Source organism: Nocardiopsis moroccensis, assembly GCF_055763695.1.
Map to the genome: position 1 here is coordinate 1,946,521 of NZ_CP199747.1, position 14,140 is coordinate 1,960,660.

General features: G+C 73.3%; 14 protein-coding genes. 6 read left to right on the forward strand and 8 right to left on the reverse strand.

Annotated features, from left to right (window positions below; genetic code table 11):
- Positions 1–211: 211 nt before the first annotated feature.
- Positions 212–1,462: a styrene monooxygenase subunit StyA gene (gene styA / locus ACUKCB_RS08755; RefSeq protein ID WP_473040019.1), complete on the forward strand. Its 1,251-nt coding sequence runs from the start codon at positions 212–214 to the stop codon at positions 1,460–1,462.
- Here styA and ACUKCB_RS08760 read toward each other — a convergent pair.
- The gene (locus tag ACUKCB_RS08760; protein WP_473040020.1) at positions 1,459–2,412 is read right to left on the reverse strand and encodes a DMT family transporter; all 954 of its coding nucleotides are present in this window, start codon (positions 2,410–2,412) and stop codon (positions 1,459–1,461) included. The genes styA and ACUKCB_RS08760 overlap by 4 nt on opposite strands.
- A 37-nt stretch (positions 2,413–2,449) precedes the next feature.
- Here ACUKCB_RS08760 and ACUKCB_RS08765 point away from each other — a divergent pair, with 37 nt between their 5' ends.
- Entirely contained in the window at positions 2,450–3,865 is a 1,416-nt protein-coding gene (locus ACUKCB_RS08765; protein ID WP_473040021.1) for an aminotransferase-like domain-containing protein, read from the forward strand.
- A gap of 43 nt (positions 3,866–3,908) precedes the next feature.
- Here the strand turns inward: ACUKCB_RS08765 and ACUKCB_RS08770 are convergent, their stop codons facing one another.
- Positions 3,909–4,475 carry a TIGR03086 family metal-binding protein gene (locus ACUKCB_RS08770; RefSeq protein WP_473040022.1) on the reverse strand — a complete coding sequence of 189 codons (567 nt, stop codon included), beginning with the start codon at positions 4,473–4,475 and terminating at the stop codon, positions 3,909–3,911.
- A 129-nt stretch (positions 4,476–4,604) separates the two neighbouring features.
- Here ACUKCB_RS08770 and ACUKCB_RS08775 point away from each other — a divergent pair, with 129 nt between their 5' ends.
- A complete protein-coding gene (locus tag ACUKCB_RS08775; protein WP_473040023.1) occupies positions 4,605–5,783 on the forward strand; it encodes a saccharopine dehydrogenase family protein in 1,179 nt (392 codons plus the stop codon).
- Between the two features lie 18 nt (positions 5,784–5,801).
- Here ACUKCB_RS08775 and ACUKCB_RS08780 read toward each other — a convergent pair whose 3' ends face one another.
- Positions 5,802–6,266: a hypothetical protein gene (locus ACUKCB_RS08780; protein ID WP_473040024.1), complete on the reverse strand. Its 465-nt coding sequence runs from the start codon at positions 6,264–6,266 to the stop codon at positions 5,802–5,804.
- 186 nt (positions 6,267–6,452) lie between these two features.
- A complete protein-coding gene (locus ACUKCB_RS08785; RefSeq protein WP_473040025.1) occupies positions 6,453–7,478 on the reverse strand; it encodes a hypothetical protein in 1,026 nt (341 codons plus the stop codon).
- Between the two features lie 214 nt (positions 7,479–7,692).
- Here ACUKCB_RS08785 and ACUKCB_RS08790 point away from each other — a divergent pair, with 214 nt between their 5' ends.
- On the forward strand, positions 7,693–8,118 hold the full coding sequence (locus tag ACUKCB_RS08790) for a GNAT family N-acetyltransferase (RefSeq protein ID WP_473040026.1): 426 nt from the start codon (positions 7,693–7,695) through the stop codon (positions 8,116–8,118).
- Positions 8,119–8,130: 12 nt separating this feature from the next.
- On the opposite strand, the gene ACUKCB_RS08795 is transcribed toward ACUKCB_RS08790, so the two are convergent.
- Entirely contained in the window at positions 8,131–9,624 is a 1,494-nt protein-coding gene (locus ACUKCB_RS08795; RefSeq protein ID WP_473040027.1) for an aminopeptidase P family protein, read from the reverse strand.
- A 159-nt stretch (positions 9,625–9,783) separates the two neighbouring features.
- Complete coding sequence (locus ACUKCB_RS08800) at positions 9,784–10,320, reverse strand: GNAT family N-acetyltransferase (protein ID WP_473040028.1); 537 nt, start codon at positions 10,318–10,320, stop codon at positions 9,784–9,786.
- A 195-nt stretch (positions 10,321–10,515) separates the two neighbouring features.
- Between ACUKCB_RS08800 and ACUKCB_RS08805 the strand changes: the two genes are divergently transcribed.
- Positions 10,516–11,613, forward strand: a complete 1,098-nt coding sequence (locus ACUKCB_RS08805) for a pyridoxal-phosphate-dependent aminotransferase family protein (RefSeq protein ID WP_473040029.1) — start codon at positions 10,516–10,518, stop codon at positions 11,611–11,613.
- 117 nt (positions 11,614–11,730) lie between these two features.
- Here ACUKCB_RS08805 and ACUKCB_RS08810 read toward each other — a convergent pair whose 3' ends face one another.
- Together ACUKCB_RS08810 and ACUKCB_RS08815 are read right to left on the reverse strand one after the other, a co-directional pair.
- Positions 11,731–12,165 carry a CBS domain-containing protein gene (locus ACUKCB_RS08810; RefSeq protein WP_473040030.1) on the reverse strand — a complete coding sequence of 145 codons (435 nt, stop codon included), beginning with the start codon at positions 12,163–12,165 and terminating at the stop codon, positions 11,731–11,733.
- Positions 12,166–12,214: 49 nt separating this feature from the next.
- Entirely contained in the window at positions 12,215–13,198 is a 984-nt protein-coding gene (locus ACUKCB_RS08815; protein WP_473040031.1) for an oxygenase MpaB family protein, read from the reverse strand.
- 204 nt (positions 13,199–13,402) lie between these two features.
- On the opposite strand from ACUKCB_RS08815, the gene ACUKCB_RS08820 reads away from it, so the two are divergent.
- Positions 13,403–14,113, forward strand: coding sequence for a nuclear transport factor 2 family protein (locus ACUKCB_RS08820; protein ID WP_473040032.1), 711 nt, complete (start codon positions 13,403–13,405; stop codon positions 14,111–14,113).
- Positions 14,114–14,140 lie beyond the last annotated feature (27 nt).

Genomic DNA, 14,140 nt, shown 5'->3' on the forward strand with positions numbered 1-14,140 from the left:
CGGAACGAGGTTAGTCGACCGGACGCGCGAGGGCCCGGCAGGTCGGAACGTCCGGCCCCGTGTCCGTCCCGGGGGACCGGACACGGGAGCACCGCGCGCCCTAGGATCACTCCTGTGCGTGTACGGGCGTGCGTACCTCCTACCCCCGGGGGAGCGGGGCCGCACGGCCTGTTTGCCGCCCCCCCGCAAACACACGAGCCACAGGAGCAGCGTGAGCAAGAGGATCGGCATCATCGGAGCCGGGACCGCGGGCCTCCACCTGGGTCTGTACCTGCGCCACCACGGGGTCGAAGCCACGATCTTCACCGACCGGACACCACAGGAGCAGCGCGGGACGCGCATCCTGAACACCGTGTCCCACCATGCCGTCACCGTCGAGCGCGAACGCGCGCTGGACGTGGACCACTGGCCGGCCGAGGAGTACGGCTACACCCAGCACCAGTACCGGGTCGGCCCCGAACCCCTGCGGTTCGAGGGCGACCTGCACGCCCCCAGCCGCTCGGTGGACTACCGGATCTACCTGCCCCGGCTGATGGAGGACTTCGCCGAGCGCGGCGGGGAGTTCGAGTTCGGGCGCCTGTCCCCCGACGACCTGCCCGCCCTGGCCGCCCGCTTCGACCTGCTGGTCGTGTGCACGGGCCGGGGACCCTTCGCCGAGATGTTCGCGCGGGACCCGGAACTGTCCCCGTTCACCGCCCCGCGACGGGCCCTGTGCGCCGGGATCTTCACCGGGGTCGCCCAGCAGCCCACCCGTGCGGTGACCTTCCACATCTCCCCCGGCGCGGGCGAGATGATCGAGATCCCCACCTGGACCGAGGGCGGCCTGGCCACCGCGATGGTGATCGAGAACCACTTCGGTTCGCCGTTGGAGGCGCTGGCCACCACCCCCTACGCGGACGACCCCGGGGCCTACGTCCGGCTCCTGCTCGACCTGTACCGGGAGCACTACCCGGGATGCTTCGAGCGCATCGACGTGAGCGAGTTCGACCTGGCCAACGGCCCGAAGGACATCATCCAGGGCGGGGTGACCCCGGTGGTGCGCCGGTCGCACACCATCCTCGACGACGGCACCGTGGCGATCGCGCTCGGCGACGCCCACTCCACGGTGGACCCGATCGTGGGCCAGGGCGCCAACATGGCGTCCTACGCCGCATGGATCCTGGGCGAGGAGATCGTGGCGCGGGAGGTGTACGACGCGAGGTTCGTCGAGCACGTCGACCGGCGGCGCGGTGACCGGGTGCTCTCGGCCAGCCGGTGGAGCAACTTCATGCTGGAGAACCTGACCGCGCCCACGCCGCAGTTCCAGGAGTTCCTGGGCGCCCTGGGCAGGGGCGGGTCGCCGGCCGACGAGTTCACGGACGACTTCAACCATCCCGAGCGTCTCTGGGACGCCCTCGCCACCCCGGAGCGGACGAGGGCGTGGCTGGCCCGCCACTCCGGGGACGGGGCGGGGACCGACTAACCGCGGTCGGCCCGGAGGGGGTTCGGTGGCCGTTCCCGCGGCTCCCCCCGTTTTCCGCGCGCGGCCGCCGTCCGCCCGAGCCTGGCGCGGACGGCGGCCGTGGCGCACAGGACCACCGCGAGGCCGCCCAGGACCGTGGGCCAGGTGAGCTGTTCGCCGAGAAGCAGTGCGGCCCAGCTCAGGCTCATCACCGGTTGGGTGAGCTGGACCTGGCTGACCTGGGCCATCGGGCCGATCGCCAGCCCCCGGTACCAGGCGAAGAAGCCGAGGAACATACTGACCGCCGCCAGGTAGGCGAACGCCGCCCACTCGACCGGTGTGCCGCTCGGTGGCTGCTGGGCCACCGCGAGCCCGGTGAGGGCGGCCGTCAGCGGCGCGGAGAGCACCAGCGCCCAGGACACGGTCTGCCAGGCGCCGAGCTCCCTGGCGAGCAGGCCACCCTCCGCGTAGCCGATCGCGGCCGCGACGACGGCGCCGAACAACAGCAGGTCGGACCAGTGCAACCCGCCGAACCCGCCGCCCTGCAGCGCCGCGAAGACGACCGCGGCGACAGCGCCCACCGCGGCCATGGCCCAGAACGAGGACGGGGGCCGTTCGTGCCCGCGGAGCACCACCATCACCGCGGTGGCCGCGGGCAGGATCGCGATCACGACGGCGCCGTGGCCGGCCGACGCGGTGGTGAGTGCGAACGAGGTCAGTAGCGGGAAGCCGATCACCACCCCGCCGGCGACCAGGGCCAGACGGGCCCACTGGGTGCCCCGGGGCAGTCGCTGCCGGGTCAGGGCCAGCGCGGCCGCGGCGAGCGTGGCGGCCACGATCGCCCGGGCGGATCCGATGAACAGCGCAGACATGGTGCCGCTCGCAACGGCGACGCGGGTGAGGGGGACGGTGAAGGAGAACGCCGCGACCCCGAGCAGACCCCACCAGAGCCCGACCCGCCGGGATAGCACTGGAGCTTTCTGGAGAGTAGCGCTACTATCATTCTTCATGTCCAACGATAGCAGTACGCGAATCGTCGAGGGACTCCGCGCGTGGATCGCCACGGCTCCGCCGGGGGCGCGACTGCCGTCGACACGGGAACTGGTGGCCAGGTACGGGGCCGGCCCGGTCACGGTACAGAAGGCGCTACGGACACTGGCCGCGCAGGGGGCGGTGGAGAGCCGCCCCGGCGTGGGCACCTTCGTGCGCGCGGTCCGCGTCGCCCGCCCCAACGACTACGGGTGGCAGACCGCCGCGCTCGGCACGCCCCGGAACCGTGGCCGGGGCCTGTCCACGGCGCTGCGCAGCCCGCCCAACGACATGATCGCCCTGCACTCGGGCTACCCGGACCGGGAACTGCTCCCCGAACGTCTGGTGCGCACCGCGTTCACCCGGGCCGCCCGCGGCGACGCCACCGTCAGCAGGCCCCCGGCCGCGGGCCTGCCGGAGCTCCAGGCCTGGTTCGCGACCGAACTCGGCGCGGCGGCCCCCGTCGGGGTGGCGCCGCCCGCTCCGAGCGACACGATCATCCTGCCGGGAAGCCAGAGCGGACTCAGCGGCGCCTTCCGCGCCCTGGTCGGGGCGGGCCGCCCCCTCCTGGTGGAGTCACCCACCTACTGGGGGGCGATCCGCGCCGCGGCCCAGGCCGGCGTGGCGGTCGTGCCGGTACCCAGCGGCGCCGACGGGCCGGACCCGGCGGAACTGGACCGCGCCTTCGAGCGCACCGGGGCGCGGGCCCTGTACGCCCAGCCGAACTTCGCCAATCCCACGGGAGCCCGGTGGTCCGCCGAGCTGGCCGACCAGGTGTTGGAGATCGTACGCGGGCACGGGGCGTTCCTGGTCGAGGACGACTGGGCACACGACTTCGGGATCACCGCGGATCCGGCACCCCTGGCCGCGCGGGACGACGGAGGGCACGTCGTGTACCTGCGCTCGCTGACCAAGAGCGTCTCCCCGGCCGTGCGCGTCGCCGGGATCGTCGCCCGCGGCCCCGCCCGCGAGCGCATCCTCGCCGACACCCAGGCCGAGTCCATGTACGTCAGCGCAATGCTGCAGACCGTGGCGCTCGACGTCGTCACCCAGCCCGCCTGGCGCACCCACCTGCGGGGGCTGCGCCACCAGTTGGCCGCCCGCAGGGACCTGCTCGCCGGGGCGGTCCGGGAGCACGCCCCCACCGCGTACCTGGAGTCGGTGCCCCGGGGAGGGCTGAACCTGTGGGTGAGGCTGCCGGACACCACCGACCTGCCCCGGCTGGTCCGGGACTGCGAGGCCGCGGGGGTCCTCGTCGCCCCCGGCGACGAGTGGTTCCCCGCCGAACCCACCGGCCCCCACCTGCGACTCAACTACTCGGGCCCGGGCCCGGGCGCCTTCCCGGAGGGGGCACGGGTGATCGGCCGGGCCCTGGAGCACGCCTGCGGGAACTGAGCCGGGCCGAGCTCACGTCTGCGGAGAGTGAGCCCCGCCGGTCTCAGGTCTTCCGGCCGGTGAGGGCGAGCAGCCTGGTCTGGGTGTCGGCGTCCTCGCCCACCGGAACCGGATCGGCGAACAGGCCGCTGCCCGACAGCTCCCGTTCGTGTTGCCCGGCCCAGGTGTACAGCTCCCCGACCAGGGTCGCGTCGAGTTCCTCGTCCGCACCGATCGCCCTGGCCAGGTCCCAGGCGTGCACCCCCAGGTCGAAGGTCATCTGCCAGAGGTACTCGCGGCCGGGGACGTCCCCGAAGGACAGGTGGACCGTCCGGTCCAGGGCGGAGGGGGCCAGCCAGGCCGCGCGGGACTCGCGGGCGGCGACCGCCCAGGCGGCGGCCGGTTCCTCTCCCAGGTTGTCGCCGTCGAAGCGGTCCCCGATCTCCTCGACACGTGCCCCGGCGAGCAGGTTCGGCACCCACAGCTGCTCGGCGGTCAGGTGGTTGACCAGATCGTGCACGTCCCAGTCGGCGCAGGGGGTGTCGAGCGCCCAGTCGGTCAGGGCCACCGCTGCCACCCGGCGGTCGAACTCCGCCATCGCGGTACCGTGCAGATCGACCAGCTCAGTCATGTTCTCCCCCGGAAGCGGACGTCGGTTCCGGGCCTGTCTACCCGGTCTCCCCGGGGGGTCAAACAGGTTCGGCGGTCCGTGCGAGACTGAGCAGCGGCTTACGGAACAACCTTGGGAGGCTGGACCATCTTGGAACGCGGTCATGACATCGTCCTGTTCGGCGCGACCGGGTACACCGGGGCGCTGACCGCCGAGTACCTGGCCACGAACGCCCCGCGTGAGCTGCGGTGGGCCGTGGCGGGACGTGACCGGGACAAGCTGGAGGCGCTGCGCGCGGAACTGGCCGAGATCGACCCGGACCGGCCCCTGCCCGACCTGCTGCTCGCCGACGCCGGCGATGCCGCCTCGATCCGGAACCTGGCCGCCTCGGCCCGGGTGGTGGTCACCACGGTGGGGCCCTACAGCGAGTACGGCGAACCGCTGGTCGCCGCGTGCGCGGCGGAGGGGACCGACTACATGGACCTGTGCGGGGAGCCCGCGTTCGTGGACCGGATGTACGTCCGCCACCACGCCACCGCCGAGCGCACCGGGGCCCGGCTCGTACACGCCTGCGGCTTCGACTCGGTCCCCCACGACCTGGGGGTGCTGTTCACCGTCGGACAGCTGCCCGAAGGCGTGCCCCTGCACGTGGAGGGTTTCGTCCGGGCCCGGGGCACGGTCTCCGGCGGCACCCTGCACTCGGCGCTGGGCGCCTTCGCCGATCCCGCGGGCATGCTGGCGGCGGCCCGGGAGCGGCGCGCGCTGGAGGGGCGGCCCGAGGGGCGCAGGGTCCGGATCGACCAGCGCGGCCGGCCGCGCACCCGCCTGGCCCGGGGATGGACGGTCCCGCTGCCCACCCTGGACCCGCAGGTGGTGGTCAGGTCCGCGGCCGCGTCGGAGCGGTACGGCCCGGACTTCTCCTACGGTCACTACGCGGCCTTCCGGCGGCTGGCCAGCGCGGCGGGCGCGGTCGGCGGTGCCGCCGGTGTGATGGCCGCGGCCCAGGTGCCGCCGTTGCGCGAACGCCTCGGGGCCCTGCGCCCGTCAGGTGCGGGCGCCACCGAGGAGGAGCTCGCCAACGGTTGGTTCACCGTGCACTTCGCGGGTTCGGGCGGCGGGCGACGGGTGCACACCCTGGTCTCCGGCGGCGAACCGGGGTACGCGGCGACCTCGGGGATGCTCGCGGAGTCGGCGCTGTGCCTGTGGCAGGACGAGCTGCCGCCGACCTCCGGTCAGGTGACCCCTGCCACGGCCATGGGTGAGTCGCTCATCCGCCGCCTGCCCCGGGCCGGCGTGGAGTTCGAGGTCCTGCGCACGTTCGAGGACTGACCCGGGGCCGCAGCGTTCTCAGCACCGGCCCCGGGCCCGTGGCCACCCCGAACAGGCGGCACGGGCGAGGCCGACCGCCGCGGCGTCCTCCAGGGCCGCGCCCGCCCAGGCCCCGCGGCCGGTGCCCCACCAGGAGCGCCAGCGGAGCCCGGCGGCGGCACCCAGGGGCGCGGCGGCCGCGGCGATCCCGGCGGTGGCCAGGACCGGCTGGCCCAGCCCGCGGGCCAGGAGCGCGCCGCCGAGACCACCCGCCAGTACCCGGACCGCCGTGCCCGGTCCCTCCAGGCGGCTCGGCGCCCAGGGGAGTTTGTCGACCACCAGCTCACCGATGACCGCCAGGGCCACGGAGCCCCGGCCGGACACGCTCCCCCGGGCCCGGGCCCCGGCCCACAGGGGCGCGGCCGCGCCGAGGGTGCTCCGGGATCCGGCGGCGAGACCGAGCAGGATCGCCCGGGCCATGGTCGAGGCGGTCGGAACTCTCATCTGGTCCCCCAGGGGTCGGCTCGGAACATGTCGCACACCGCCACCCGATCACACCGCGCCCCGCGACACACGGTGCCCCGCCCGCACCCGGCGGGGCAGATGTGCCCGAACACTCCGAGGACAGCGCCCCGGAGGCGCCGGGGGCGCGGTCACCGGAAGGTGCGCGGCCGACCGCGTCCCTCCCGCTCAGTCGGGCGCGTGCAGCGCGTACACGCCCTCCGTGGTGGCCAGGACCACCACCCGGTCCGGGGCCGCGACCAGGTCCTCCAGCTCGCCCGGCCAGGTGCCGGGGAGCTCCACGACCGGCTGCCCCGGTCGGTCCAGGTAGCGGATCCGCAACCGCTCCAGGTACCAGGAGCCCAGCCCCTCCGGGCGGGCGTCCTCCTCCTGGTAGACGGCGACGGCCTCGCCGTCCCACTCGACCAGGGACACCAGGGTGCGGGGCCCGCCGAGTTCGGCGACCAGTTCCAGGTCCGGCAGCGAGTGCACGCGCCCGGCCACCGCGAGCAGGGGTCGGCCGCCGACCAGGGCGGCGACCGTCTCGGAGTCGGCGTGGCTCTCCACCTCGCCGAGGTATTCTCCGTCCTCCAGCCGGTACACCCGCTCGCGAGGGTGTTCGTAGTCGGCGAGGAGCACCGGGTCGAAGCCGGGGTCCTGGCCGGGCGCCACCAGGAAGTCACCGGCGAAGGACATGCGTTCGCCCCGGGCCTCGTGGCCCGGTCTGGAGTCGGTGAGGTCGGGCACCGTCGCGCCGGTGCGCGGGTCCACCGCCCACCAGCGGGTGCCCCCGCCGCCGTCCCCTCCGGGGTCGCCGGACTCACCGAACAGGAGGACGACCGCCTCCTTCGCCTCGTTGAGAACGCACAGTGCCACGTCGTCGGGCCAGCGCTCCCCCGGCTCGGCCAGGTCGGTCTCCAACAGGGGGCTGCCGGTACGCGGATCGCGCACGCTCACCGAGCGGCGTGAGGCCTGGACCAGCACGGTGTCCGGCCACACCTCGCCCTCGGGGGCCCGGGCCAGGTTGACCGGCCCCTGCACCTCGAAGGCCGTACCCAACGGGCGCAGCGAGCGGGTGTCGAAGGCACGGGCCTCGTACCGTGACTTCCTGGGATCCGGGCTCGGGTCGACGTCCCCGTGCACGAGGACCGTCCGGTCCGCCAGGAACAGACGCGGGAACCTCAACCCCCTGCGCCACAGTCGTTCCGCGCGCACGTGCGGACCTCCCCCGGTTCTTCCCTGCGTAGTGCCCGACACGAAAAACCGTAGCGGGTACCGGAACGGGCCGCCCCCGTATCCGGAAGGACGCCCGGCGAACAGCACCGATACCGGCACCACCGTCCCGGTGGACGTCCGCACGGGACGGGCATGCCACACTCCCACGGAAGGCGTGCCGCGGACCAGCGGACGACCGAATCGGAGGCGGGACGTGTCGGAGCTCCGGGTCGCGGTGTGTACGGCGGAGGAACCGGACCGCGCCGAGGTGCTGGCCCTCTACTCGGCGGTGGGCTGGACGGCGTACACGGACTCACCCGAGGTGCTCGTCCGCGCCCTCGCCGGCTCCCACCGGGTGGTGGCCGCCCGCCGGGGCGGGCGGCTGGTGGGCCTGGCCCGGTCGGTCTCCGACGGCGCCACCGTCGTCCACCTCCAGGACGTGCTGGCGCACCCCGGCGAACAGCGCCGGGGCGTGGGACGGCTCCTCCTGACGGAGCTCCTCGCGGGCTACCCCGGGGTCCGGCAGCGGGTCCTGCTGACCGACGACGAGGAGCGGCAGCGGGCGTTCTACGAGGACCTGGGGTTCACCGAGGTCCACGACCACACGCCGCCGCTGCGCTCCTTCGTCGGGTTCGACTGACCCCGGGCCCGGTCAGCGCGGAAGCCGCTCGGCGAGCCAGGCCTCGACCTCGGCCGAGGAACGCGGCAGGCCGGCCGACATGACGGTGCGGCCCTCCTCGGTGACCAGGACGTCGTCCTCGATGCGCACACCGATGCCGCGCAGCTCCTCGGGGACGGTGAGGTCGTCCGGCTGGAAGTACAGGCCCGGTTCGACGGTGAGCACCATGCCCGGCTTCAGGTCGCCGTACAGGTGGACCTCCTGACGGGAGACAGCGCAGTCGTGCACGTCCAGGCCGAGCATGTGGCCGGTGCCGTGCAGGGTGTAGCGGCGCTGCAGGCCCAACTCCAGGACGCGGTCGACCGGCCCCTCCAGCAGGCCCCACTCGACCAGGCCCTCGGCGAGGACTCGCTGGGAGGCCTGGTGGAAGGCGGTGAAGGGCTGTCCCGGCGCCACGGCGGCGATCCCGGCCTCCTGGGCCTCGTACACCAGGTCGTAGACCTTGCGCTGCAGGTCGGTGAAGGTGCCCGAGACCGGCATGGTGCGGGTGACGTCGGCGGTGTAGAGGGTGGTGGTCTCCACCCCGGCGTCCAGCAGGAGCAGGTCGCCCTCGCGGACCGGGCCGTCGTTGCGGGTCCAGTGCAGGGTGGTGGCGTTGGGGCCGGAAGCGGCGATGGTGCCGTAACCGACGTCGTTGCCCTCCACCCGGGCACGCAGGAAGAAGGTGCCCTCCACGTAGCGCTCGGAGGTGTCCTTGGCCTGCGGCAGCGCCCTGGCCACGTCGCCGAAGCCGCGCACGGTGGCGTCGACGGCCAACTGGAGCTGCGCGATCTCCCACTCGTCCTTGACCAGGCGGTGGTCGGCCAGGGTCACCCCCAGGTCCTCGTCCAGCTGGGCGGACTTGGCGCGGGCACCCTCGTCGGTGTCGGCGCGCAGCCCGTCGACCAGGGCGTCGAGTTCGGCGTCGTGGCCGCGCACGATGCGGGTGGTGACCGAGGCGTCGCCGCGCAGGGCCCCGGGCAGGGTGCGCACGTCGGCGGTGGGCAGGCCCAGCAGGTCGGCGGCCTCACCGAGGCTGTTGCGGCGGCCGGTCCACAGTTCGCCGTAGCCGCCGAGCCAGAACTCGCCGTTGTCGCGGTCGGAGCGCGGCTTGAGGTAGAGGACCGCGTCGTGGCCGCCGTCGGCCCGGGGGGTGAGCACCAGGCAGTTGCCGTCGGTGGTGTCCCCGGTGAGGTAGGCGTAGTCGGTGGCGGCCCGGAAGGGGTACTCGGTGTCGTTGGACCGGGTCAGGAGCTGACCGGAGGGGATCACGAGGCGGTCGCCGGGGAAGGCCGCGCTGAGCGCGGCGCGACGGCGGGCGGTGTGCCCGGCCTGCTCGACGGGCTCCAGGTCGCGCAGCTCGGTGTCGGCCCAACCGGTGGTCATCCACGCGGCGAGCTCGTCGGAGACCGACTGCGCCTGGCCGTTCTTACGTGGACTGAACACGGGGGCGTTCGTCTCGGCCTCGGGGCGCTGCTGCTCGCTCACGTCGTGACTCTCCAGAGTTCGTCGGAAGGGTGTGAAGAACCGGTGACCGCTGGTGGCGGCCGGTGTCTCCTCATCGTACGGGCGCGTTCGCACCCCTGTCCGCCCGCGGGACATAGCGCTGCCCATAACGCGGGCGGGTCCGGTCCGGTTCCGGCGCGGTCAGGGCAGCAGCTCGTGCGCGAAGGGGATCGCCTTCGGGTAGGGCAGGTCGTCGATGGTGGCCGGGTCCACCCACCGGTAGCCCAACCGCTCGTACAGGGCCACGGCCTCGGGCTGCGAGGGGCCGGTGAAGAGCATGACACGGGTGTAGCCGAGATCTCGCGCGGCGTCCTCCAGAGCGGCCATGATCAGGCGCCCCAGGCCCCGGCGCCGGTGCCGGGAGCAGGTCCAGATCCGCTTGAACTCGACGGTGTCCGCCTCGCTCGCCCGGTCCCTGCGGTAGGGGCGCAGGGCTCCGCCGGCGACGATCCCGCCGTCGAGTTCGGCCAGGACCAGGCAGCCGTGCGGGGCGACGAACTCGGTGACCGGGTAGCGGCTGAGCTCGTTCGCGGCGCCCTCGGCCCCGTAGCGCTCGGTGTACTCCTCCAGGAGCCCGGCGAGCAGTCCGTCCACCCTGGGGTCGTCGTGCTCCACCCGCAGGATCCGCACACCGCCGGTGTCCGCCCCGGCGGCCGCTTCGGTGTTCGTCTCGGTCATCGGCGTCCCTCCCCTCCTGCGCACCCCGCCCCGGTCCCTCGGCCCGGGGAGTCCGGGGTGTCTCGCGTCCGCCGGAATACTACGGCCCGGCACGGCCCGCCACGGAAGCGGCCGGACCGGTTCCGCCCCCGGGCCTCCCGCGCACACGCCACCCCGGTTTCGCCTTCGGCGCCAGGCCCCGGCTAGTGTTCGACCATGTCAGTCACCGAACGCATCCTGCTGGGACCGGGCCCGAGCAATCCGTACCCGGAGGCGACCCTGGGCCTGGCCGCTCCCCTGCTGGGTCACCTGGACCCCGAGTTCATCACCCTGCTGGAACGCACCTGCGGGCGCCTCCGTTCCCTGTGGGGCACCGAGAACCCGCTCACCCTGCCGCTGTCCGGGACCGGGTCCCTGGGTATGGAGACCGCCTTCGCCAACACCGTGCGGCGCGGCGACACGGTGGTCGTCGCGGTCAACGGGCTGTTCGGCGAGCGGATGTGCGAGGTGGCCGGGCGCTACGGCGCCGAGGTGGTCCGGGTGGACCACGAGTGGGGCCGGCCCGTGGACGTCCAGCGCGTCCTGGACGCCCACCCCGCCCCCAGTCTGGTGGCGGCCGTGCACGCGGAGACCTCCACCGGTGCGGTCAGCGACATCGGCGCCCTGGGACGTGCCCTGCGTGAGCGCTCCGAGGACACCCTGCTGATCGCCGACTGCGTCACCTCCCTGGGCGGTATGCCCATGGCCCTGGACGAGTGGCGGGTGGACATCGCCTACTCCGGCACCCAGAAGTGCCTGGGGGTGGCTCCGGGGCTGGCTCCCTTCACCTTCTCCGAACGCGCCTGGGAGCGCCGGGTGCAGGCCCCGCCCGTGTGGTACGTCGACCTCGGTCTGCTGGGCGCCTACGTGCGCGGCGGCCCGGGCGGACGCGCCTACCACCACACCGCTCCGACCTCGATGGTCGCCTCCCTGGACGCGGCGCTGGGCCGTATCGAGGAGGAGGGCGCGGAGGCCGTCGCGGCACGGCACGAGGCGGCCGGGGCCCGGCTGCGCGAGGGGCTCCAGGAGATGGGGCTGGAGCTGTTCGCCGAGGAGGGGCACCGCCTGTCGCAGCTGACGTCGGTGCGCGTACCGGAGGGCGTGGACTCGGGCAAGGTGCGTGAGCGGCTGCTGCGCGACTACGGCCTGGAGATCGGCGCCGGGGTCGGCCCCTACGCGGCCTCGGTCTGGCGGATCGGCCTGATGGGCCACAACGCCCGCCTGGACCGGGCGGAGCTGGTCCTGAGCGCGCTGCGCCGCGTCCTGGGCCGCTGACGCGGGCCCCGCCGTTCGTCGTGCACGGGCGGGGCCGGTGAGGACGCCGAGACACGGGGACCCGGGACCGGGACCGCGGCCGTCGCGGGACCCGTCCGGGTCCGGGTGCGGCCGGGCTCAGGTGACCTGGTCGCTCTGGCCCTGCTTGATCGACTCCAGGAAGTGACCCACCATCGAGTCGGGCAGGTTCTGCGCGATGTCCGCCTCGCTGATCATCCCGACCAGACGACGGTCGCGGACCACGGGCACCCGCTGGATGTGGTGGCTGGCCATCATGTCCAGGACCCGGCCGATCTCGTCGTCCGCCTCCGCGTAGAAGGGTTTGCCCTGCGTGAGCTCGGCGGCGGTGCAGGTGGCCGGGTCCTTCTCCTGGGCGACGCACTTCAGCACGATGTCGCGGTCGGTGATGATGCCCTTGAGCCTGTCGTCGCTTCCGCAGATCGGCACGGCTCCGATGCCGAGGTCCTGCATGACCTTGGCCACGTCCAGGAGGGTGTCCGTCTCACTGACGCACTTGGCTTCCGAGTGCATGATCTCCATTGCGGTGGTCATCGCTCTCCCCTTTGCCGAAATGGACATATCGGACATTTCTCTCTTCACGCTACCCAGCCGGGCTGGGACGACACCCTTCGTCCGCAGGTGAGGGGGAGAATCCCGGGACGGACTCGGGAGCAGCGGTGCCCGCGGACGCGGGCGCCCGGAAACGGGTGCGGGAACGCAGGGCCCGGAAGCCGTTCTCCATCTCGTACCCGGCCGCCAGCAACCGCTGTTTGGCCTCCTCGGCACTGCGTACCGTGGCCTCGTCGAAGATGAGGTTGTAGTAACGCTCGGGCACCCGGTTCAGCCCCGAACGCAGCGCCCGCAGGCCCGCGGTGGCCGCAGCGTCCGCACCGGGCAGCTCCGGGAGCGTCCCGTAGGCCCGGCGCGCCCAGGCGGGCAGGGTCGCGTAGGACAGGGCGCCCACCGGGAACCAGAGCGGTTTGAGCGGGGCCAGCCAGGAGAGCCGTTCGGGGACCTTGGGCCACAGCAGGAAGCGCACCGCCTGGCGTGCCTCGGGGGTGACGCGCAGGTTCGGCCGGACCTTGGCCAGGTAGCGACGCATGTCGGCGACGTTGCGGGGCACGTCGTCGGGGTCCAGGCCGACGTAGGCGGCGGTACGCGACTGTTCGTCGAGGTAGCGGTCCAGGTCCGCGGCACCGAGTTCGAGTCCGGCCCGGTAGGTGGTCTCCAGGTAGGACGTGACCTCGGCGCAGTGCACCCACACGAGCAGGTCGTGCTGGTCGACCCGGTGCGGCCGTCCGGTGGCGGGGTCGGTGAAACCCAGGGAGCGGTGAACCCGGCGGATGTGCTCGCCGAGGGTCCGGGCCTCGGTCAGGCTGCCATAAGTAGTGACCGCCACGAAGTGGGCGGTGCGCATCAGTCGGCCGGTGGGGTCGGAACGGAAGTCCGACAGCTGCCACACGCCCTGCATGGCCACGGGGTGGAGCGCCTGGAGCATCAGCGCGCGCACTCCCGCAACCCACATCGACCGGTCCAGGTGCACTCTCCACGTGACGCTCTCGGGGGCGGCGACCGTCGGCTGCATCCTGTCTCCTCAGGGGTTGCGCGGGGGCTCGCACCGTCTGGCGGGGGCACTGTCCAAGATACGTCCGGCCCGGTTCCGGCTCCCGGCACCCCGGGGCAAACGCTTCCTGACCGGAACTTGAGCGAACCGAACCCGGGCGGAGGAGGAGGCTGGGTAGTGGGCCCCTGGGACCGGCGGGGGCGACCGTTCGGAAGGAGAACGCCCATGTCCTCCCCCAGCAGCACACACTTCGATCCCGACATGTTCAGGGTGGCCGTCGAGGAGGGTGACACCGGCTCCCTGGTCCAGCTGTTCGCCGAGGACGCCGAGTTCGAGATGATCGACCGGCGCACCCCGCCCAGCCAGCCCACCGTCGTGCGCGGCAGGAGCGCCATCGGCGACCTCATGCGCCAGATCCACTCCAGGGAGATGACACACGAGGTCCTCCAGTGCGTCATCGAGGGCGACCACGCGGCCTACACCGAACGGTGCGTCTACCCGGACGGCAACAAGGTCCTGAGCATGGCCATGCTGGACCTCGCGGACGGCCGCATCGTCCACCAGTCCACCGTCCAGGCGTGGGACGAGGAGCCCTCGGCCGCGCCGGTCTCGGAGGACTTCTCCGAACCCGCGCGGGTCGACGAGTCCCCGATGGGCCGCATCGAGTTCGCGCACATCGGTGGCCGCGACGTCGTGCGCATGGTGCTCCAGCCCGGATGGCGCTGGAGCGAGCACGTCAAGCCCACCCAGGGCACGGACCTGTGCATGATGCACCACAGCGGCTACCTGGTCTCGGGGACCATGGGCTGTCGCATGGCCGACGGCACGGAGGCGGAGTTCGGCGCGGGCGAGGTCATCGACCTTCCGCCCGGGCACGACGGATGGGTCGTGGGTGAGGAGACCGCCGTCTTCATCGACTGGCGCATGTGCGAGTGATCAGGTCGCCCGACGGTTCCGCGCCGT